The organism is Actinocorallia herbida (assembly GCF_003751225.1).
Taxonomy (GTDB): Bacteria; Actinomycetota; Actinomycetes; order Streptosporangiales; family Streptosporangiaceae; genus Actinocorallia; species Actinocorallia herbida.
Genome location: NZ_RJKE01000001.1, coordinates 8831670 through 8852182, shown reverse-complemented (window position 1 = coordinate 8852182; position 20513 = coordinate 8831670). Strand labels below are relative to the sequence as shown.

At 71.6% G+C, this 20513-nt stretch carries 22 protein-coding genes and 2 tRNA genes; 10 read left to right on the top strand and 14 right to left on the bottom strand.

What is annotated here, in order from left to right; genetic code table 11:
* Positions 1-151: 151 nt before the first annotated feature.
* Both EDD29_RS40275 and EDD29_RS40270 read right to left on the bottom strand, forming a co-directional pair.
* The gene (locus tag EDD29_RS40275) at positions 152-1063 is read right to left on the bottom strand and encodes a coiled-coil domain-containing protein (RefSeq protein WP_123669404.1); all 912 of its coding nucleotides are present in this window, start codon (positions 1061-1063) and stop codon (positions 152-154) included.
* Between the two features lie 87 nt (positions 1064-1150).
* Complete coding sequence (locus tag EDD29_RS40270) at positions 1151-2833, bottom strand: serine/threonine protein kinase (RefSeq protein ID WP_123669403.1); 1683 nt, start codon at positions 2831-2833, stop codon at positions 1151-1153.
* Positions 2834-2907: 74 nt separating this feature from the next.
* Here EDD29_RS40270 and EDD29_RS40265 point away from each other — a divergent pair, with 74 nt between their 5' ends.
* Positions 2908-3282 carry a sterol carrier family protein gene (locus tag EDD29_RS40265; protein WP_123669402.1) on the top strand — a complete coding sequence of 125 codons (375 nt, stop codon included), beginning with the start codon at positions 2908-2910 and terminating at the stop codon, positions 3280-3282.
* Here EDD29_RS40265 and EDD29_RS40260 read toward each other — a convergent pair.
* Positions 3263-3613, bottom strand: coding sequence for a hypothetical protein (locus EDD29_RS40260; RefSeq protein ID WP_123669401.1), 351 nt, complete (start codon positions 3611-3613; stop codon positions 3263-3265). The genes EDD29_RS40265 and EDD29_RS40260 overlap by 20 nt on opposite strands.
* 94 nt (positions 3614-3707) lie before the next feature.
* On the opposite strand from EDD29_RS40260, the gene purF reads away from it, so the two are divergent.
* A complete protein-coding gene (gene purF / locus EDD29_RS40255; protein WP_123669400.1) occupies positions 3708-5162 on the top strand; it encodes an amidophosphoribosyltransferase in 1455 nt (484 codons plus the stop codon).
* Positions 5163-5251: 89 nt separating this feature from the next.
* Entirely contained in the window at positions 5252-6277 is a 1026-nt protein-coding gene (gene purM / locus EDD29_RS40250; protein ID WP_123669399.1) for a phosphoribosylformylglycinamidine cyclo-ligase, read from the top strand.
* Between the two features lie 59 nt (positions 6278-6336).
* Here purM and EDD29_RS40245 read toward each other — a convergent pair whose 3' ends face one another.
* From EDD29_RS40245 to EDD29_RS40235, 3 genes are all read right to left on the bottom strand, one after another.
* Complete coding sequence (locus tag EDD29_RS40245; RefSeq protein ID WP_123669398.1) at positions 6337-7137, bottom strand: N-acetylmuramoyl-L-alanine amidase; 801 nt, start codon at positions 7135-7137, stop codon at positions 6337-6339.
* A 99-nt stretch (positions 7138-7236) separates the two neighbouring features.
* Positions 7237-7476 (bottom strand): hypothetical protein, encoded by a 240-nt coding sequence (locus EDD29_RS40240; protein WP_123670991.1) that lies wholly within the window; start codon positions 7474-7476, stop codon positions 7237-7239.
* A gap of 157 nt (positions 7477-7633) precedes the next feature.
* On the bottom strand, positions 7634-8680 hold the full coding sequence (locus EDD29_RS40235; RefSeq protein WP_123669397.1) for a LacI family DNA-binding transcriptional regulator: 1047 nt from the start codon (positions 8678-8680) through the stop codon (positions 7634-7636).
* 212 nt (positions 8681-8892) lie between these two features.
* On the opposite strand from EDD29_RS40235, the gene EDD29_RS40230 reads away from it, so the two are divergent.
* A complete protein-coding gene (locus EDD29_RS40230; protein ID WP_123669396.1) occupies positions 8893-9576 on the top strand; it encodes a TetR/AcrR family transcriptional regulator in 684 nt (227 codons plus the stop codon).
* A gap of 97 nt (positions 9577-9673) precedes the next feature.
* On the opposite strand, the gene bldC is transcribed toward EDD29_RS40230, so the two are convergent.
* Positions 9674-9877: a developmental transcriptional regulator BldC gene (gene bldC, locus EDD29_RS40225; protein WP_012850682.1), complete on the bottom strand. Its 204-nt coding sequence runs from the start codon at positions 9875-9877 to the stop codon at positions 9674-9676.
* Positions 9878-10495: 618 nt separating this feature from the next.
* Between bldC and EDD29_RS40220 the strand changes: the two genes are divergently transcribed.
* Together EDD29_RS40220 and EDD29_RS40215 are read left to right on the top strand one after the other, a co-directional pair.
* The gene (locus EDD29_RS40220) at positions 10496-11554 is read left to right on the top strand and encodes a Leu/Phe/Val dehydrogenase (RefSeq protein ID WP_123669395.1); all 1059 of its coding nucleotides are present in this window, start codon (positions 10496-10498) and stop codon (positions 11552-11554) included.
* Between the two features lie 242 nt (positions 11555-11796).
* Positions 11797-12006: a DUF3073 domain-containing protein gene (locus tag EDD29_RS40215; RefSeq protein ID WP_123669394.1), complete on the top strand. Its 210-nt coding sequence runs from the start codon at positions 11797-11799 to the stop codon at positions 12004-12006.
* A gap of 66 nt (positions 12007-12072) precedes the next feature.
* On the opposite strand, the gene EDD29_RS40210 is transcribed toward EDD29_RS40215, so the two are convergent.
* Positions 12073-12732, bottom strand: coding sequence for a SanA/YdcF family protein (locus EDD29_RS40210; RefSeq protein WP_246053253.1), 660 nt, complete (start codon positions 12730-12732; stop codon positions 12073-12075).
* A 51-nt stretch (positions 12733-12783) separates the two neighbouring features.
* Here EDD29_RS40210 and EDD29_RS40205 point away from each other — a divergent pair, with 51 nt between their 5' ends.
* Complete coding sequence (locus tag EDD29_RS40205; protein WP_123669392.1) at positions 12784-14193, top strand: DUF7059 domain-containing protein; 1410 nt, start codon at positions 12784-12786, stop codon at positions 14191-14193.
* Between the two features lie 32 nt (positions 14194-14225).
* Here the strand turns inward: EDD29_RS40205 and EDD29_RS40200 are convergent, their stop codons facing one another.
* Positions 14226-15236, bottom strand: coding sequence for a quinone-dependent dihydroorotate dehydrogenase (locus EDD29_RS40200; protein ID WP_211360417.1), 1011 nt, complete (start codon positions 15234-15236; stop codon positions 14226-14228).
* A 261-nt stretch (positions 15237-15497) separates the two neighbouring features.
* Here EDD29_RS40200 and EDD29_RS40195 point away from each other — a divergent pair, with 261 nt between their 5' ends.
* The gene (locus EDD29_RS40195) at positions 15498-15728 is read left to right on the top strand and encodes a hypothetical protein (RefSeq protein WP_246053252.1); all 231 of its coding nucleotides are present in this window, start codon (positions 15498-15500) and stop codon (positions 15726-15728) included.
* Between the two features lie 3 nt (positions 15729-15731).
* Here EDD29_RS40195 and EDD29_RS40190 read toward each other — a convergent pair whose 3' ends face one another.
* On the bottom strand, positions 15732-17822 hold the full coding sequence (locus EDD29_RS40190) for an SCO7613 C-terminal domain-containing membrane protein (protein WP_123669391.1): 2091 nt from the start codon (positions 17820-17822) through the stop codon (positions 15732-15734).
* A gap of 115 nt (positions 17823-17937) precedes the next feature.
* Between EDD29_RS40190 and EDD29_RS40185 the strand changes: the two genes are divergently transcribed.
* Both EDD29_RS40185 and EDD29_RS45085 read left to right on the top strand, forming a co-directional pair.
* A complete protein-coding gene (locus EDD29_RS40185; protein ID WP_123670988.1) occupies positions 17938-18558 on the top strand; it encodes an MBL fold metallo-hydrolase in 621 nt (206 codons plus the stop codon).
* 56 nt (positions 18559-18614) lie between these two features.
* A complete protein-coding gene (locus EDD29_RS45085) occupies positions 18615-18842 on the top strand; it encodes a hypothetical protein (RefSeq protein ID WP_148086254.1) in 228 nt (75 codons plus the stop codon).
* Between the two features lie 44 nt (positions 18843-18886).
* Here the strand turns inward: EDD29_RS45085 and EDD29_RS40180 are convergent, their stop codons facing one another.
* The 4 genes from EDD29_RS40180 to EDD29_RS40165 form a co-directional block, all read right to left on the bottom strand.
* Positions 18887-19363, bottom strand: coding sequence for a hypothetical protein (locus tag EDD29_RS40180; protein ID WP_148086253.1), 477 nt, complete (start codon positions 19361-19363; stop codon positions 18887-18889).
* A gap of 201 nt (positions 19364-19564) precedes the next feature.
* Positions 19565-19641: transfer RNA gene (locus EDD29_RS40175), tRNA-Phe, on the bottom strand.
* A 14-nt stretch (positions 19642-19655) separates the two neighbouring features.
* A tRNA-Asp gene (locus EDD29_RS40170) sits at positions 19656-19729 on the bottom strand.
* A 154-nt stretch (positions 19730-19883) separates the two neighbouring features.
* On the bottom strand, positions 19884-20393 hold the full coding sequence (locus tag EDD29_RS40165) for an O-acetyl-ADP-ribose deacetylase (protein ID WP_123669389.1): 510 nt from the start codon (positions 20391-20393) through the stop codon (positions 19884-19886).
* Positions 20394-20513: the final 120 nt, after the last annotated feature.

The window sequence follows — 20513 nt, the reverse complement described above, 5'->3', positions numbered from 1 at the left end:
GATCGGCCACGACGCCCTCCCACCCGCACCGGGTGGGAGGGCGTCGTGCTCTTCAGATGTGCCGGGAAGCCCCTGAGATCGCCGGAGACGGCGCGGGCCCGCCTCCGGCGAGGGAGAGCGGGCCCGAGTGGTGCCGACGGCTGGAGAGGGCTCAGAAGACCGAGATGTGGACGTGGTCGTAGTGGTTGGCGGTGAGGCTGCCGCGGTCGGACATCGCGGCCCATCCCGGTGAGCGCATGTCGTAGATGCGCTGCTTCCAGATCACGTACTTCACGCCGTACTTGGCCGCGTTCTTGATGGCCCACGCCGCGACCTCGTCGCCGTGCTGGACGCGGTCGGCGGTCGGCATGGTGCCGCCGGTGCTCTCCATGAAGTCGCAGGCGCGGCCCGTGCCGTGGTCCTGCGGGTCGCCCGGGCGCAGGCAGCCGATCATCGGGAAGGACCCGAACTCGTCGAGGACGGCGGTCCGCAGGGCGACCAGCCGGGCGGTCAGGCTGGTGTTCCCGACCATCGGGGTCGGCTGGTACTTCTGGATCAGTTTGCGGATGTCGTCCTTGCGCTTGGTGAGGTCCGAGACCGTGTCTTCCATCTTCTTGATCTTGCGCTTCGCCTCGTTGGCGGCCTCGGTGTGCAGGTCGACGAGTTCCTGGATCTGGTTGGTCCGGTTCGCCTCGTTCGACGACAGGTGCTCCACCATCGCCATGCCGGCCAGGATCTGGCTCGGGTCGCCGATCTGCAGGACCGCGAGCGACGGGTCGAGGCCGACCGACATGTACTGGCTGGACGCGAGGCGGCTGACGACGTTCCGGGACTTGTCCAGGTCGTCGGACAGGTCCTGCTGCCGCTTGATCGCCTTCTTGGCCTCCCGGCGGATGCCCTCCAGTTCCTCGAGCTCGCCGCCGAGCTCCTTGTCCAGCGCCTTCATCTGCTTGGTGAGCGAGGCGAGCTTGTCCGGGTCGGTCGGCAGGGCCGAGGGCACGCCGGAAGAGGGAGCCGCCAGCATCAGCGCACCGGCCACGGCGGCCAGCAGGGCCGTCCCTGCGCGGAGCCGGATGGGGGTCACACGCGTCTCCTCTCGCCCACTGCGGATCGGGGGGCAATCCCGCAAAGAGTAATCCCAAACATCACGTGAGGGTCACGAACTGGAAGATCACGGGCGCTTCAGGAGCGCCTCGTAGCGGCGGCCGCTGCCAGGCTTCATCTCCCAGAGGTATTGGAGGCCGCCATCGCCTTTGTCGGTCATGGTGACAGTGCCGGGGGTGCACTGTCCTGAGGTCCGCTTGAACGACATGTTCAGGGCGCCGCCTTCACCGCCGGTCTTGGTGAGCTTGCCTACGCAGCTGCCCACGCCGAGCTTCGCCGTGGCCCTGCCTTCGCCGTTGAACGTGACGCGGATGCTGAACCGCGCGCCCGACTGGTTGGTGGCCATGCCCTCCCACGTCCCGGAGAAGGCCGCGGAGGGCGTGGCGGGGGTCGACGCGCCGTCTTGTGCCGCGGGAGTCTTGTCGCCGCCGTTCGAGGCGAGGGCGAGGGTGAGGACCACGATGCCGACGACCGCGACGAGGGCCAGCGCGCCGACCTTCTTGCTGGGACCCCGCTCGAACAGCGCGACCGCGGCGCGCGCGGGCGCCGGGATGGACGTGCCGCCGGCGGGCGGCGACGCGGGGGGTCGCTCCCACAGGGCGGTGGCGGCCTGTGGCTGTGCGAGGGAGGGGGGAGGCGCGATTGCGGCCGCGGGCTCCGGGAGGGCCGGAAGGGCGCCCGCGGGGGCCGCCATGGGCCAGTCCGAGCGTTCGGGCGCGGGCGGCAGGTAAGGCCCGGCGAACGGGTCCCCGGAGTCGGCGGGCGGGATCGGCGGAGGCGGCGGCGTGGGGACGCCGATGGGGCCGGCCGCGGGGATCGCGGCGAAGGAGCCGGTGGAGGTCCGCACGTCGGTGGAAGGCTGCGCGGGCGGTAGCGACGACCAGGGGTCGGCGGGCACCGGCGCGGCGAGCAGCGCCTCGGCCTCGGCCTGCTGGGCGGCGGGCAGGTCGAGGCCGCGGCGCAGGAGGGTCTGCAGGACGGTCTCGGCGGTCGGCCGCCGGAACGGGTCCTTGCTCAGCGCCATGATCACCAGATCGCGCACGGAGTCGGGCAGCTTGTGCAGCTCGGGCTCCGAGGACGTGACGCGGGCCGCCACCGCGTCGGCCCGGTCCTCCCCGAAGGGCGGCTTGCCGGACGCGGCTGCGGCGATCACCGCGCCCCACGCCCACAGGTCGGTGCCCGGCCCGACGCCCGCGCCGGTGAGCTGCTCCGGCGCCTGGAAGGAGGGGATGCCGGGGTCGGCCGGGACGCCGCCCGCGGCGAGCGCGCGGGCGACGCCGACGTCGGTGAGGACCGGGCCGTCGGGGGTGATGATCACATTGGACGGCCTGAGGTCCAGGTGGGCGACGCCCGCCTTGTGCAGGGTGGCCAGGCCGAGGGCGATGCCGACGGCGAGCCGTTCGACGGTCGCGCGGTCCCCGCGGCCGGTGGCGACGATCATCTGCTGGAGGGAGGGCCCGGCGACGAGTTCGCTCACCACGTACGGCCAGTCGCCCGCCACGTCGGCGCTCAGGGGGCGGGCCACCCGGGTGCCCGGGAGCCCGCGGGCGGCGAGCGCCTCGCGCAGGAACTCCGCCCTGGCCCCGGGATCACCGCCGAGCCGGGTGTGCAGGAGCTTGACCGCGACGGGCGGGCCGTCGGCGACACCCCGGAAGACCACGCCCCGGCGGCCCTCGCCGAGCCGCCCTTCCAGGACGTGATCACCGAGCCGACCGGGGTCGCCGGGTTGGAGCGGCAGGACGTCGGACATCGTCAACACCTCGAAAGATCGACCTAACCGGCATATTTCTACCGGTCCGCGCGGCCGCGTGTAACGTCGTCCGCGTGAATGGGGGGAGTATCGAGGGTCAGGACGCGCTCGCGCAGGCGCTCTCGGCGTACCGGTCGGGCGAAGTCCCCGAGCGGAAGGTGGAGAAGATGGCGGTGAAGTACCTCCTCTCCCTTTTGACCAAGAAAGCTCCTGGTAAATCCGTAGAGGTGAGAATTCCGCCCTATGCGGCGGTCCAGTGCGTCGAAGGCGTGCGGCACACCCGCGGCACCCCGCCGAACGTCGTCGAGACCGATGCCAGAACATTTCTCGGCCTCGCGACCGGGACCACGGCCTGGGCCGAGGCCGTCGCCGACGGTCGGGTGCGCGCCACCGGGACCCGCGCCGACCTCACCGGGCTCCTGCCGCTCACTACTCCCGATGGGCCTTGAGCAGCGGGAATCTGGCGTCCAGGCAGGACGAGCGGTCGAAGGTCGTCTGGTAGCGGCCGCTGCAGTCGGCGGCCTGGCGGCCGAACCACACGAGCGCCCCGCCCGCCACCGTGAGAGCGAGCACACTGAGGGCTATTCCGGCATAGCCGAAAACCCGCCCCCTGCCCCGCGCCACCGCGAAGGCGCCGCACCCGATCCCGGCCACCGCGAGCAGCATGCCGAGACCGCACATCCAGAAGGTCAGCAGCCCGAGAACGCCCAGGGCGAGGGCGGTGAGTCCGGGGCCGCTCGGCGAGGCCCCGACCGCGGTGCGGAGGTCGGGCGACGTCATGATGCACAGGGTTCCCTCTGCCGAGTCCGGTCCCGGGAACGCGCGGGCAAGGGTCGCTTAAAAGCATCAGCTCACAGACCCTAAACTGGCTGTCATGTCGCGCCGCGCCGATGGACGTCTCAGTCATGAGCTGAACCCCTCCGACAAGGGACCGCAGGACGCCTGCGGCGTCTTCGGCGTCTGGGTGCCGCCGGACGCCGCCGCCACCGCGGAGGTCAGCAAGCTCGCCTACTACGGCCTCTACGCGCTCCAGCACCGGGGCCAGGAGTCCGCGGGCATCGCCGTCAGCGACGGCGCCCGCATCGTCGTCTTCAAGGACATGGGCCTGGTCTCCCAGGTCTTCGATGAGTCCGTGCTGTCCACCCTGCGCGGCCACATGGCCCTGGGCCACTGCCGGTACTCCACCACCGGCTCGCCGACCTGGGAGAACGCCCAGCCGACCTTCCGGTCCACCGACAGCGGCGCCCTCGCCCTCGCCCACAACGGCAACCTGATCAACACCCCCGAGCTGGCCGCCCGGCTGTCCCCCGGCGAGCTCACCGCCACCACCGACACCGAGGTCCTCACCGCGCTGCTGGCCACCCGCGAGGGCGGTCCGCTGGCCGCCGCGCGCGAGATCCTCCCGGTCACCCGCGGCGCCTTCTCCCTGGTCTTCATGGACGAGCAGACCCTCTACGCGGCCCGGGACCCCGAGGGCATTCGCCCGCTCGTCCTCGGCCGTCTGGAGCGCGGCTGGGCCGTCGCGTCGGAGACCGCGGGCCTGGACATCATCGGCGCCCAGTTCGTCCGCGAGGTCGAGCCCGGCGAGATCATCGCGATCGACGCCGACGGCCTGCGCTCGGAGCGGTTCGCCGAGGCCCGCCCCAAGGGCTGTATCTTCGAGTACGTCTACGTCGCCCGGCCCGACACCTCCATCGCGGGGCGCTCGGTGCAGGCCACCCGCGTCGAGGTGGGCCGCCTGCTGGCCAAGGAGCACCCGGTCGAGGCCGACCTGGTGATCCCCACGCCCGAGTCCGGCACCCCCGCCGCCATCGGCTACGCCGAAGCCTCCGGCATCCCCTACGGCCAGGGCTTCGTCAAGAACTCCTACGTCGGCCGCACCTTCATCCAGCCGTCGCAGACCATCCGGCAGCTCGGCATCCGGCTCAAGCTGAACCCGCTGCGCGAGGCGGTCGAGGGCAAGCGCCTGGTCGTCGTCGACGACTCGATCGTCCGCGGCAACACCCAGCGGGCCATCGTCCGGATGCTGCGCGAGGCCGGCGCGGCCGAGGTGCACGTCCGGATCTCCAGCCCGCCGGTGCGCTGGCCGTGCTTCTACGGCATCGACTTCGCCACCCGCGCCGAGCTGATCGCCGGCAACCTCAACGTCGAGGAGGTGCGCGCCTCGCTCGGCGCCGACTCCCTGGGGTACATCTCCCTCGACGGCCTGGTCCAGGCGACCGAGCAGCCCAAGGAACGGCTCTGCCGGGCCTGCTTCGACGGGGTCTACCCGATCCCGGTGGAGGAGTCCGCCCGCGGCAAGCACGTCCTGGAGACCGTCACGCCGTAGCCGCCCGAGGCAGCCGCCCGAGGCGTCCGCACCGCGGGCGCGCCGTATTCCGGCGTGTCCGCGCTTCCGCACGAAGGAAACCGATTCAGTTGAGCACGTACGAGGCCGCCGGAGTCGACATCGCCGCCGGCGAGCGCGCCGTCGAGCTGATGAAGTCCCGGGTGGCGCGCTCGCGTCGCCCCGAGTGCGTCGAGGACGCCAGCGGCTTCGCGGGTCTGTTCGACGTCTCGGCGCTGCTCAAGTACCGCAGGCCCCTGCTGGCCACCTCCACCGACGGCGTCGGCACCAAGGTCGACCTCGCCCGCCGCCTCGGCCGCTACGACACCATCGGGCACGACCTCGTCGGCATGGTGGTCGACGACCTCGCGGTCTGCGGCGCCGAGCCGCTGTTCATGACCGACTACATCGCCTGCGGCAAGGTCGTCCCCGAGCGGATCGCCGACCTCGTCGGCGGCATCGCCGACGCCTGCGTCCTCGCCGGCACCGCCCTGGTCGGCGGCGAGACCGCCGAGCACCCCGGCCTGCTGGAGCCCGACGAGTTCGACGTCGCGGGCGCGGCCACCGGCGTCGTGGAGGCCGACGAGCTGCTCGGCCAGGACCGGGTCGTGGCCGGTGACGTGGTGCTCGGCATGGCGTCCTCGGGCATCCACTCCAACGGCTACAGCCTCGTCCGGCACATCCTGCGCGAATCGTCCCTGACCCTCGAGGACGCGCCCGCGGAGCTGGCCGGGACCGTCGGGGAGGAACTGCTCACCCCGACCCGGATCTACGCGCTCGACTGCCTCGCGCTGGCCCGCGGCGGACTGGTCCACGCGTTCGCGCACATCACCGGCGGCGGCCTCGCGGCCAACCTCGCCCGCTCGCTGCCGTCCGGCGTGGACGCCGTGCTGCGCCGCGACTCCTGGACGGTGCCGCCGATCTTCCAGATCCTGGCGAGCCACGGCCAGGTCGCGCAGGCCGACCTGGACAAGACCTTCAACCTCGGCGTCGGCATGGCCGCGATCGTCCCGGCCGAGGCCGCGGACGCCGCGCTCGCGCTGTGCGCCGAGCGCGGGCTGCCCGCGTGGGTGCTCGGCGAGATCACCGAGGGCTCGGGCAAGGCCGTCCTGGTCTGACCCGCTCGTCCGGGAGCCCCGCGCGGGGCTCCCGGGAGCCGGGCCCGGTCTCGAACGGCTCAGTTCTTGAAGTAGGTGTCCAGGCCGTTGGCCAGGGAGACCGCGATCTTCTGCCGGAACTTCGGGTCGCTCAGCTTGGCGGCGTCGCCCTTGTTCTGCATGTTGCCGGTCTCGATGAAGATCTTCGGCACCGTGGACAGGTTGAGGCCGCCCAGGTCGTCGCGGATCGTGAGGCCCTTGCCGTCGCCCAGGTAGGTGGCGAAAGGCATTCCGGTGCCCTTCTTGTACGACGCCCTGATGTCCTTGGCCAGCCGGAGCGACGGCTTGACGATCCCGTCGTTGTAGCCGGGGACGGGCTTCGGCGCGATGATGTGGAAGCCGTGGCCGCCGGTGGTGGCGCCGTCGGCGTGGATGGAGATCACCGCGCCCGCCTTCTTGGCGTTGCCGAACTTCGCGCGCTCGTCCACGCAGGGGCCGGAGCCCGTGTCGTTCTTGCGCGTCAGGGAGACCTTCGCGCCCCGCTGCTCCAGCACCTTCTTGGTGCGGTTGGCCACGTCCCAGGTGAACGCGTGCTCGGTGTAGCCCGCCTTGGTGGCGGTGCCCGAGGTGTCGCAGGACTTGTAGCCGTTGCCCACGAAGACCTGGTTGCCCTTGACCGGGCCGCCGTTGTGGCCCGGGTCCAGCACGATCGTCTCGCCCTTGACCGGGTGCGCCGCGCGCTGTTCCGGCGACTCGGTGACCTGCCCGTTGACGGTCGGCGGTGCGGCGGAATCGGAGCCGTCCTCCGCGCCCGCGCCACAGGCGGTGAGGCAGATCGCGGCCGCGCCGAGGACGGCCAGTGCCCTGCGTCCCGTAACCAAGATCGACTCCCCGTGATCGGTTCGTTATGAACCGACCCAGTCTATGGGGAAACGGCGGCGGAGGGATGGGCGCTCCCGCGAACATCCCTCCGCACCTGGTCAGGCCACCGCTTCTTCCCGGCCCAGCAAGGCCGCGAGCGCCCGTGCCTCCTCGGCGTCGAGACCGAGCACCACCCGGGGCCTGCCCCACGGATGGTCGATCGAGTGGGCGACATAGCTGGCGACGGACTCGGGGGCCGGGCTCTCGGCCATGCCCCGCGCGTGCCGCCACTGCTGCCAGGCACGCTCCAGCTCACTCGCCGCGCGCTGGGCGCACGAAACCAACTCCGGATCACGCACGGATGTACCCCCCTGGACGATCCTGCCGAACGGCACCCATCCAACGGGGGCCTCAAGCAGGAGGCCAGCCCTTCAAGGCAGAGTTGGGCAGTCCCTTACTCCGGCCCGGAAAGATCTCCACCTCACAGGACGGCTCGGGACCGGGCCGCTCAGCCGCTCAGACCGGCACGGGACCCGTCGTCGACCGCACGACCAGATGCGGCATGACCAGTTCCTGCCGGACGGGACGGGCGGCGTCCTCGATCCGGGAGCACAGCAGGGACGCGGCGACCCGCCCCATGTCGCGGCGGGGCTGGTCGACGCTGGTCAGCGAGATGTGCCGGATGGCCGCGAGATGGGTGTTGTCGTAGCCCACGATCGAGACGTCCTGCGGGACCCGCAGGCCCAGCTCGTCGGCCGCCGACAGGGCGCCGGTCGCGACGAGGTCGTTGGGGCAGAAGATCGCGGTCGGCCGGTCGGGCCGGTCCAGCAGCGCGCGGGCCGCGCGGTGGCCGCCGTCCTCGGTGAAGTCGCCGGACTCGACCACGATGAAGTCGGCGAGCCCGTGCCGGGTCATCGCCGCCTCGTAACCGGCCCGCCGATACCGCGCGGTGCCCGATGGGGAGCCCTCGATGTGCGCGATCCTGCGGTGCCCGTGGCCCACGAGGTGGTCGACGGCCAGGCTCGCGCCCAGTTCGTCGTCGTCCACGACGATGTCCACGCCCTCGACGTCGCGCTCGCCGACCACCACCACCGGCACCGACGCCGCGGCCTCCTTGAGGGAGTCGGGCACGACGCTGAGCAGGACCAGCCCGTCCACCCGCATTTCCAGGAACGCCTCGACGGCCTCGGCCTCGAACAACGGGTCCCAGCGGCCGGATCCGACGAGCATCCGCAGGCCCTCGCCGTGCAGGCTCTCCTGGAGGCCGTCCAGCGTCTCGGCGAAGAACGGGTTGTGGAGGTCGGCGACGAGCGCGCCGATGAGGCGGGTGCGCCCCTCCACGAGGCTCCGCGCGACGGCGTTGGGCCGGTAGCCGAGCTCCCGCGCGGCTTTCAGCACGGCCTGTCTCCGCCGCTCGCTCACATGCGGTGACCCGCGCATGACGAGGGAGACCAGCGACTTCGAGACGCCGGCGCGCTCGGCGACATTGCGGATCGTCGGCTTGCTCGACGACTGCCGGGGCACGCCGGAGTCGGGCCGCGGCGCGTTTTCATCAGCTGACATGGCTCTCCTGTCGGGGGGAGAAAAGCAGGGCCTGCCGCCATCGCAGTTACTTCACAAAGAAGAAGATGCCATGCTGCCCCCGCCCTGCGCCAAACGGGTCCGTAACCGCGTGTAACGGGTATGTTTATACGGTCGTGATCGGGTGTCCGAAAATCCCCTTCCCGCCGGGTGGCACGCGGGCGGAGGGGCCTCACCGGCTCGGATACGCTGCCATGGTGGCAGAGCAGGCGGCTCCGGAGGCGGGCAGGGCGAGAAGGGCCCGTCGGCGGCTGAGCGTCGACGCCCGCAGGGACGAGCTGATCGAGGCGGCGCTCGACCTCTTCAGCCGCCTGCCGCCCGAAGAGATCTCCATCGACGACGTCGCGGAAGCCGCGGGCGCGTCGCGGGCGCTGGTCTACCACTACTTCGGCGGCAAGCAGGAGCTGTACCTCGCGGCGCTGCGCAGTGCCGCCAAGCAGCTCGGCGACCTTCTGGAGGCGCCGACCGAGGGCACCTCGCTGGAGCGCCTCGGGCTCTCCCTGGGCCGCTACTTCCGGTTCGTCGAGGACCACGCCACCGGCTACCTCGCCATGGTGCGCGGCGGGACGGCGTCCGGTTCCGGCGAGGTGACCGAGATCGTCGAGGGCACCCGCGCGCTGCTCCTGGACCGGATCAGCCGGGAGATCTCCACCGGGCAGCCGGGTCCCGTCCTGCGCGTCACGCTGCGGATGTGGATGACGGCCGTGGAGACCGCGGCGCTGGACTGGCTGGAGCACCGCGACCTCCCCCGGCCACAGGTCGAGGCCCTTCTGGTCGACCAGATCGTCCTCACTCTGGCGAAGGCCGCCGAAATGGACCCGGAGCTCGCCGAGGCGCTCGCGCGGCTCGCGAAGCAGGAGTCCCAGGCCAAGGACTGAGCCCGCCCGACCACGAACAGGCCGCCGAGACCCCGTGCGGGGCGGCTCGGCGGCCTGTTGGGTGGACCATCGGTCGATGGTCCGGCGAGCTGACGCCCTACTCCGAGCGCTGCTGCGGAATGCCCGCAAGCAGCGCACGGACCTCGGCTTCGCGGTAACGCCGGTGCCCACCCAGGGTACGGATGGACGTCAGCTTGCCGGCCTTCGCCCACCGCGTGACCGTCTTGGGGTCGACCCGGAACATCGTCGCCACCTCTGCCGGGGTCAGCAAGGGCTCTGCCTCTGGTGTACGTGCTGACATGGTGCGGCCTCTCCTCCGTGGACCGTCTGGCAGCCGATCCTGCGATCTGGTTTTCGCGCGGGTTACCGATGTCCCCTATGGCCCGGAACGAGCCACTATGACATCACAAGGTGTAACCTTGCCATCACTCACCGCAGTAAGCAAGCCCCCTGGCTCAAATCTGCGTGTTCGTGATGACTGGGTTACGCTGAGTGATTCTAGCGACACGTATGGTGCCATGGCGTGCGGAATCGAGAACTTTCTGCGGGAGTTTGTCCCGACCCGGTCGTTGCGATCGGTCACCGGACGTCGCGAACGACGCGCTGAGCAGGGGTTTTTACCGCTACTTTGCCCTTCTTGTCGGCTCGGGATCGGTGCCGACCGGAACGCCGACAACGCCCGTGATCGGCGGGTGGGGCCGTTTCCGCGCCTGTCCGGCCCTGAAAAGCGCGCTGCGCCGCTTCCTTGGGGTGGTCGGTCATGAATGGTGCTCTTGGTCGAGAAACGCCGGAGATCGCGTGTCTGGCGTGGTTGGTGGGGTTTTGTCGGGACGGCAGGGGTGTTCGGGTCCCTCGGCCGGAGCCGGTTCGAGGGGCCTTCGTGGTCAGGGGACTCCCCGCGCGGTCTTAGGCTGATCCCGTGACCGTTTTCCAGGGGCACGAACAGGTCGTCTTCTGCGCCGATGAGGCGAGCGGCCTGCGCGCGATCATCGCGATCCACTCCACCGCGCTCGGCCCGGCGCTCGGCGGAACCCGGTTCTTTCCTTACGCCTCAGAAGACGCCGCGCTCGCCGACGTCCTGGATCTGTCACGCGGCATGACCTACAAGAACGCCATGGCGGGCCTCGACCACGGCGGGGGCAAGGCCGTCATCATCGGCGATCCCCGGATGGACAAGAGCGAGGCGCTGCTGCGCGCCTACGGCCGCTTCGTGCAGAGCCTGAACGGCCGCTACGTCACCGCCTGCGATGTGGGCACCTACAGCGAGGACATGGATCACGTCGCTCGCGAGTCCTCCTTCGTCACCGGCCGCACCACCTCCCACGGCGGTGCGGGCGACTCCTCGATCCTCACCGCCCTCGGCGTCTTCCAGGGCATGCGGGCCGCGGCCGAGCGCGTCTGGGGCGCGCCCACCCTCGCCGGCCGGACCGTCGGCATCGAGGGCGTGGGCAAGGTCGGCCACCGCCTCGCCGAACTCCTGACCGCGGACGGCGCGGCCCTCGTGATCTGTGATATCGACCCCGAGGCCGCCGCCCGGGTCGCCGAGCGGCACCTGGGCACGGTCGTCGTCCCCGACACCGCGGCGCTGATCGCCTCGGGGATCGACGTCTACGCGCCCTGCGCGCTCGGCCACGCGCTGACCGATGAGGTGGTGGAGGTGCTGCGCGCGGCGATCGTGTGCGGCGGAGCCAACAACCAGCTCGCGCACCCCGGGATAGAGAAGGCGCTCGCCGCCCGGGACATCCTCTACGCCCCCGACTACGTGGTGAACGCGGGCGGGGTGATCCAGGTCGCCGACGAGGTGCACGGATTCTCGATGGAGCGGGCGCGCGCCAGAGCAGAGCAGATCTTCGAGACCACCCGCCGGATCTTCGCGCTCGCCGACGGGGAGGGGATACCCCCCGCGGTCGCCGCGGACCGGCTCGCCGAGCGCAGAATGTCCGAAGTCGGGCGGCTGAAGGGTATCTGGCTGAACTAACCCTGAGTTGTCAAACGATCGCTCGGGGGGCCGTCGCCGCAGGTCAGGGCGGTGTCCGGGTCCCATTAGACTGGCTGCCACCACGGCAAAGGCAGGCGCCACCGTCTAGACACGTACCGAGCCGCGTGTAAAACGGGTACGGTTGTACCCGTAGCTGACGCACGGCTCAGACGTGTCAGCGCGTGTGCGTAAGCGTAGCGATAGGGCCAGTAGAAGCCCTGACCATCAAGGGGGTCGAGCCAATGGGGCGAGGCCGAGCTAAGGCCAAGCAGGTTAAGGTCGCTCGCCAGCTGAAGTACAACGGCGGCCACACTGACCTCGACCGCCTTTCGGACGAGCTGGGAGTATCACCCGTGCAGCCCGCGGAGATCGATGACTCCTATGACGACGAGTTGGTCGACAAGTACGCGGACTACGCGGACTACCAGCCCAAGGACAGCTCAGCGGGTTGACCACCTGATTCGCGTCCGCGTTCGCGCGGGCGATGAGTACAGGTGTGCCTGAGGGCAAGAACACCGTCACTCCTGGAGTGCCCGATCCACTCCGTCCTCGCGGGGCCCGAGGAATCTCGGGTCCCTGCGAAGGATCACGTCGCCCATTGCTTTGAGGGTGGCGGGGACCTCGCGGACGTATCCGTACAGATTGGGCATGCGGTACGGCGGACTGTCCCCTACCCCGTGGGCGTCGACGCCCGCGCGGCGGCACAGGGCGACGGCTCTCGTCAGGTGGAAGTACTGACTCACCACGAGGGCCCTGGTCACCCCGAAGATCCGCCGTGCGCGGACGCACGAGTCCCAGGTGTCGAATCCGGCGTGGTCGAGCACGATCACCCGTGCTGAGACGCCGTGCGCGACCAGGTAGTCGCGCATCGCGGTGGGTTCGTCATAGGTCGTCTGCCCGTTGTCGCCGCTGAGCAGCAGCACTCTCGCCTTGCCGCTCTCGACGAGCTCGATCGCGCGGTCCAGCCGCCGGGCGAGGAACGGGGTGGGCGTACCGGCCGGGGTGAGCCCCGCGCCGAGCACGAGTGCCACCTCCGCCTTGGGCGCTCCCGCCACCCCGGTGATCCTGCCGTGCGCGGTGGCGTGCGCCCAGACCGTCGGGGACAGGACGATCAAGACCACCACCACGACGGCGATGACGCGCGCCCTGCGGGAGCCGATGATCCGCCGCGGGTCCATGCCGACGATCATAGGCGCGCGAGAGGTCTTGCGGTCCGGCAGGATGAGCGGGTGCTGAAGACTCTGCGTGCGTGTTTCGACGAGGCCGGATACACCGTCGACGGCGTGCGGGAACTGCTCGGCCCGGTGGCCGGCGCGGCGCTCGCGCGCGACCAGATCGTGCCCGCGCTGCGCGCAGTCCGCCATGACCCCTCGACGCTGGCCGCGCTGACCACCCTCCTGTGGATCCAGGAGCCCGTGCCCGTCTCCGCCGGCCTGCCCGTCGCCGAGCTCGTCGGGACGGGGCTGGCCCGCCGCGACGGCGACCTGCTCGTGCCGCTGCTGCACGTCGAGCCGCTGGACTGGCCGGGGCAGACCAGGTACGCGGTCTCCGACCTCAAGGTGCGGCCCGGCGACGCGCCGGGCTCGCTGGCGGCCGACCATGTGGTCGGGGTCGGCGGCGCCTCCTACAACCTCGCCCGCCTCGTCGTCCACAAGCCTGTGGACAGCGCACTCGACCTCGGCACCGGCTCGGGCGTCCAGGCGCTGCTGCTCGCCGACCGGGCCCGGCGGATCACCGCCACCGACACCAACCCGCGCGCGCTGGAACTCGCCAGGCTCAGCCTCGACCTGTCCGGCATGGACGCCGAACTGCGGCTCGGCTCGCTGTTCCAGCCAGTGCCCGAGCGCTACGACCTCATCGTCTCCAACCCGCCCTTCGTGATCTCGCCGGACGGGCGGTTCCCCTACCGGGAGTCCGGGATGGCCGGCGACGACGTCTGCCGCCGGCTCGTCCAGCAGGCGCCGAGCCACCTCACCGAGGGCGGCTGGTGCCAGCTCCTGGCGAACTGGCTGCACGTCGACGGCGAATCGTGGGACGACCGCGTCGCGGACTGGATCAGCGGCTGCGACGCCTGGGTCGTCCAGCGCGATGTGCAGGACCCCGCCGAGTACGCCGAACTGTGGCTGCGCGACTCCTGCGAGGCGGGCTCCGCCGAGTACCGGGAGCGCTACGACGCCTGGCTCGCCTATTTCGAACGCGAACGCGTCACCGGGATCGGCTTCGGTTGGATCACCCTGCGCGAGGGAGGCGGCTCGATCAAGGTGGAGGAGCTGCGGCACGCGGTGGACCAGCCCGTCGGGGCCTACGTGGAGTCCGTCCTGGACTCCGTCGAGGCCGCCGACCACCCCTTTACCCGGCTGCGGACCGTCGACGGCGTCGTGCAGGAGCAGATCGGGCGGCCCGGGGCGGAGGACCCGGAACGGATCGTGCTGCGCCAGACGTCGGGGCTTCGGCGGGCCACCGGCGTCGGCACCACCGAGGCGGCGCTCGCCGGTGTCTGCGACGGCACCCTCCCGCTGGAGCCGCTGCTCGGCGCGATCGCCCAGCTGACCGAGGCCGACGAGGACGCGGTCCGGGCACACGCCGACGCGGTGCTGCCCGAACTCGTCGCGGACGGCTTCTTCGAGGTCACGGGCTGACGGCCCGACCGCTCGACGGGAGGTCCGGGGCGTCAGGGCCTGCGGGCCAGCTCCCGGTTGATCCGGTAGGCCCACAGCGGCCCGCGGTAGATCATCGCGGTGTAGCCCTGCACCAGGGTCGCCCCGGCGGCGAGGCGCTCCCGGACGTCGTCGGCGGTCTCCACGCCGCCGACGGAGACCAGGGTGATCCGGTCGCCGGTGCGCGCCTTGAGGCGCTTAAGGACCTCCAGGGACCTCGCCTTGAGCGGCGCGCCGGACAGGCCGCCGGTCTCCGCCGCGACGGCCGGGTCGCCGCGCAGGCCCTCGCGACCGATCGTGGTGTTGGTGGCGATGATCCCGTCGAGCCCGAGTTCGAGCGCGAGGTCGGCGACCGCGTCGACGTCCTCGTCGGCGAGGTCGGGCGCGATCTTCACCAGGAGCGGGGTCGTGCCCTTGGCCTCCCGGACCGCGGTGAGCAGCGGCCGGAGCACGCCGACGGCCTGGAGATCGCGCAGGCCCGGCGTGTTGGGCGAGCTGACGTTCACCACGAGGTAGTCGGCGAGCGGCGCGAGGAGCCGGGTGGACTTGACGTAGTCCGCCGCCGCCTCGGCCTCCGGCACGACCTTGGTCTTGCCGATGTTCACCCCGACGACCGCGCGGCGCGGCCGGCGCAGCCGGGGCGCGGCGGCCGCGGCGCCGCCGTTGTTGAAGCCCATCCGGTTGATGATCGCCCGGTCCGGAACGAGGCGGAACAGCCGCTTGCGCGGGTTGCCGGGCTGCGGCTCGCCGGTGATCGTGCCGACCTCGACATGGCTGAAGCCGAACGCGCCGAGCGCCTCGTAGGCGACCGCGTCCTTGTCGAAGCCCGCGGCGAGGCCGAGCGGGCCGGGGAACTCCAGGCCGAACGCCTGTACCGGCGGGCCCTGCGGGCCCAGCACGCGGCGGAGCAGCGCGGAGAGCCCGGGCACCGCCTCCACGACGCGCAACGCGCGCATCGTCAGATGGTGGATGCGCTCGGGGTCGATCCGGCTGAAGACCTGGGAGAACAGCAGTGCGTACACGATCACCGATTCTCCCAGGCCGTTCGGCGACCGTGTGCGCCGGGCCGGTGGACGCGGCGGGATCGGCGGGTCATGCTGGACCCGAGTCGTTGGTGACCTTGGGGGTGCGCGCTTGGCCAGGGATTCCGAACCGCCGCCCTGCGGGCATTGCGCGGGGACCGGGAAGGTCACCTATGAGCGGCCCCGGCGTGAGGCCGACGGCAGCGTGGTGTGGGTCGACAGCGTCGAGAACTGCCACGTCTGCGACGGCACGGGACGGTGCCGGTGATCCCCGACAGGTGCGGCCTCGACTCCTGCCGCTGGTGCGACAGGTCGGACGTGCCGTGCCGGTTCTGCCTGGGGACGGGCTGGTGGCGGCCGGAGATGCCGCGCCGGGAGGCCGACGGGGTGATCGGCTGGGTCCGGGTGGACGAGCCGTGCCGGATGTGCGGCGGTACCGGCAAGGAGCACGACCCCCTGTCGGCCGGCCCGCGGGTGGTGCCCCGGCCGTCCTAGCGGTCAGCGCATGGCCGTCAGGGAGGCGCGCAGGCTCCTGGCCCGCGCGAGGTGCCGCTCGTAGGTGGCGCCGAGGACGAGCAGCAGCAGACCGGCGGCCCCGAGGGGCAGCCATTGCGGGACGGCTTCCCAGACCCGGACGGCGTAGGGCGCGGCCGTGTCGGCGGCGTCCAGGACCAGGACGACGGCGCCCATGACGGCCGGGGCCTGAAGCCGCAGCCTCACCCCCGCGAGCAGGATCGCGAGGGATCCCGCCCCGAGGAGAAGCGGACGGGTGGGCCCCGAGTCCTCGGCGAGAAGGATCAGCGTCGGGAGGAGCGCCAAGATGACCCCCGGCCCGTACGTCGTCCACGAGGAGGGCAGGGAGGCCCGCCAGACGTGCCCGACAAGGAGGGCGCCCACGGCGACGGGAAGCGTGAGTGCTTCGACGGGGACATCCCAGTTCACCGTCTCGAAGGCGTAGTACGCGGTGACCCCTGCCCAGAGGGCCGCACCCGCGCCCGTCAGGACGCGGATCAAGGGGGTGCGGGCCCGGGCGGAGGCGGCGATCAGGGCCAGGAGGGTCCCCGCCGCCACCGGGAGGGCCAGGTCGGGCCCGGCGTGCTCGGCCGCCGTCCAGGCCGCGACGAGCGCCGCGAGGCCCTCACCGGGACCCGCGGCACGGCGCAGGGCGGCCGGGACGAGCAGCGCGAGGAACAGGGCGGCGAACCACAGCGCGGTCGCGACCGTGCCGAATCCGGCGGCGGACGGGAGCGCGGAAGCGGCGGCGGCCCCGGCCGCGACGGCGGGGGCGGGCAGCCGCTCCAGCGCGAATCCCGCGGCGACCGCGGCGAGGAGCCCGGGCGTCCACCCGGAGGCGGTCTCGTGGCGGGAGAGCAGTACGGGCAGGACGTCCACGACCGCAAGGACGCCGACGGCCGTGAGGAAGATCCACGCGATGGCCCTGTAGGAGTTCTCTCCGAACCGGGAGGCGATGCCGAAGGCGCGGCGCAGACCGTCGGGGAAGGGCGGGGTCCGGAGGGCGGCCACCACGAGCGGGGGCAAGGCGGCAAGGGCGAAGGCGGTCGGGAAGTGGTCGCGGAAGGAGAGGTTCGCCAGCGGCAGGGCGAGGGTCAGGACGAAGGAGAGCGCCCCCGCCAAGGCGAAGAGCTCGTGCACCCGGGAGGCCCAAAAGGACGCGAGGACGACGGCCGCGATCAGGAAGGGGATCAGGCTCAACGTCGCCTTGAGTTCCCCGTTCGTCGCGTAGAAGCCGTGGACGAGGAGGATGCCGAGGACGACGGCGAAGGAGACGCACGCGGAGGCGATCGACGCGCGTCGCACGCGCACGGGGACGGCGCGCAGCAGCAGAAGCGCCCCGAGCAGGGCGTTGCCGAGGAAGGCGGCGGTCTGGGCGAGCGGCCCGCCGTCCAGCGCGGCGACGGTCAACGGCAGCGGGAACTGCGCGGAGACCACCGCCGCGGCACCGGGAAGCCGCACCGGAGCCCAGCGCGCGTACGCCGACCACAGCACGGTGATCACAAGCGCGCTCACCGCATGGAACCAGCCGGGATCCATCCCCGGAGCCGCCTGACGCACCGCGTAGCACTCCAGCAGCGTCAGCAGCAGTCCGATCCCGGCGGCGGACTCCGCGGTCGCGCCCATCCCGCGCCGTGCGAGCGGCCACGGGAGCGCCAGCGCCACCGCCGCGAGCGCGGTGAGCACCGCCGCCCTGCCGCCCGGCCCGAGCACACCCCAGCTCACCACCGTGAAGACCAGGGCCGCGAGCCCGGTCAGCCCGGCGCCGACCACCAGCAGCAGGTCCCGCGCGCTCCTGCGGCCCAGCTCCGGACCCTGCGCGGCCGCGCCCAGCAGGACGGACCGGCGCGCCCACAGCTCCCCGCGGCGGGCCCCGATCTCGGCGAGCCTGCCGCGCAGGGTGTGCTCCTCGGCGTCGAGGGCGAGGGACTCGGCCCGCAGGACGCCCAGTTCCTCTGCCGCGGGACCGTCGAGGGGCGCACGGCAGTACACGAAGCCGCAGCGCGTGGCGGCGGGATCGGAGACGAGGCAGCCGCAGGCGGGACAGCCGCGCGGGGGGCCGGATGCGTGGTCCATGCCGCAATGGTGGCTTTCGCACCCCGGCCGGGACATCCGCTCTCGTACTCAGGTTCCTCCGGGGTTCCCCGGGTCGGCTGTGGGCGGCACCGGGACGTTCGTGATGATGGGGGTCATGCAGCTGACGAAATTCGCCCACGCCTGTGTCCGGTTCGAGACGTCCGAGGGACGGGTCGTCATCGACCCGGGCGCCTTCTCCGGCGAGGACCCGCTGATCGACGCCGACGCGGTCCTGATCACCCATCTGCACTTCGACCACATTCAGCCCGACGTGCTGCGCGACCTGCGCCGCAAGCGCCCCGACCTGGCGATCTACGGGCCGCCTTCGCTCGCCGAGCCGCTCGGCGACCTCGAGTTCACCGCGGTCCGCCACGGCGACGTGGTCGAGGCCGCCGGGCTCTCCTTCGCGGTGGTCGGCGAGGAGCACGCGGTGATCCACGCCTCGATCCCGGTGATCGAGAACGTCGGCTACCTGGTGGACGGGATCTTCCACCCGGGTGACGCGCTGACCGTTCCCGAGGCCCCGGTGTCGACCCTTCTCGCGCCGGTGAGCGCGCCGTGGCTCAAGCTCGGCGAGGCCGCGGACTTCATCAACGAGGTCGCGCCCGCGCTCGTCCACCCGATCCACGACGTCCTGCTGAGCGACATCGGCACGAACGTCACCGACTCGATCCTGGGCGGGCTGATCGGCTCGGAGTACGTCCGGCTCGGCATCGGCGAGAACGTCACGCTCTGATCGGAAGTGCTCCCGGCTTCCGGCTTTCGAAACAGTGTTCGATAAGCTCTGGAGCCATGGAAACGGAATCTCTGTGGGCGAGCGGCCCCGACGGGTTCCCGGTGGCCTGTCCTTACGGCCACCTGCTCGGCCCCGGCCGGGTCCTGGTGGGCTGGCGGCCCTGCCGGTGCTCGCCCGCGACGGGCGGGCACCGCACCTACTCCTGCCGGGCCTGTCAGGCGCTCTCCGACCAGCGCCAGACGACCTGCCACCAGCCGCCCTGCACGGTGCCCAGAAAGCCCTGAAGGCCCCACGGAACCTCCCGTGGGGCCTTCGGCATGTTCCGGGGTCAGTGGTGCTGCTTCGTCTGCTCCCGCGAGGTTTCGCGGGCCTCCTCGAAGGAGCGCCGGTCGCGGTCGTGGATCTGGTTGGCGCCACGGATGATCTGCCCGCGCGGAATGCTCCCCGGCGTGGGCGCCCCCCAGCTCACCGTGTCGTCCATGATCTTCACGGCGAGCCCCGCGGGGAAGCACAGCACCGCGATCACCGCGCAGATCCACATCAGCACCCACGCGTGCAGGACGAACGCGACCGCTCCCACGACCAGTGCCACGATCGCCGTCACGACCACCACCCAAGACGACGTCTTCCCATGCGGATGCCCCGTCTTGAAGTGCGCCCGCGGCAGGTTGTAATACTCCTCGCCCACCGCATGCGGCCCACTCAACGTCGCACTGGACCCCGTTCTCACGACCCCCTCCGCGCCCTCTTCGCCGACGCCCGCACGCGCGCCCCCCGGCGCCGTGATCTCCGCTTCGTCCTCCACGCCCTGCTTCCGTGTCTCCCGGGCCATCACTCACCTCCACCTAGGACCGAGCACCTTCAAGAACCCCATTGCCCACCCCACCGCCCCGAACCCCCCACCCCACATCTTTTTGCCCATTTGCCCCAAACACGCACCAAGTCCAGCAACCAACCCCAAAAACGCAAGAGGCCCAGTCCGGATGCCGGACTGGGCCTCTGATGCTGGTGGCCAGGGGCGGGGTCGAACCGCCGACCTACCGCTTTTCAGGCGGTCGCTCGTACCAACTGAGCTACCTGGCCGTGATAAAGAGAAGCGGTCCTGACGGGACTTGAACCCGCGACCTCCACCTTGACAGGGTGGCGAGCACTCCAACTGCTCCACAGGACCTTGGTGCTGCTCCCGGGGCTTGCGCTTCGCTCCGGGGCAACGTGGAAAAGCTTAGGCGATGCTGGTGGGTAGTGCCAACTCGGATTCCAGACAGGGGAGATCCACGGACTCGATGACGCCCTGAGCTGGGGTTTTTCGCCGAGGCAACGGAGCGTCAGCGGGGGAGATGGGCGCGGAACGCCGCATGGGCCTCCGGATCGAAGAGGACGAACCGAGCCTCGGCGATCCGCGACGGGGTCGTCCGGACGGTGGTGAGGGCGATGCGGGCGGCGTCGTCCATGGGCCAGCCGTAGACGCCGGCGGAGACGGCGGGGAACGCGACGGTCCGGGCGCCGAGCGCGTCGGCGACGCGGAGGGACTCCCGGTAGCAGGACGCGAGCAGGGGCGCGAGGTCTTCGGAGGCCGACCAGACGGGGCCGACCGTGTGGATCACCCAGCGCGCAGGCAGGTCGCCCGCCACGGTGGCGACGGCCTGGCCGGTGGGCAGCCCCTCGGGGTGGGTGGTGGCGAGGATCTCCCGGCACGCGGCGAGGATCGCGGGTCCGCCCTTGCGGTGGATGGCCCCGTCGACGCCGCCTCCGCCGAGCAGCGACGAGTTCGCCGCGTTGACGACGGCGTCGACCCGCGCCTCGGTGATGTCCCCCTGGACGAGCACGATGTCCATTCCGGTCCCTTCAATAAAGCCGTCGCACGGGTTCCCCGCCCGCCACGCCCGTCATTGGACGTCACGTCTGACGTACCATCCGAACAGCGTCCGGGCAACGCCGTCACCAGTGGATGGACC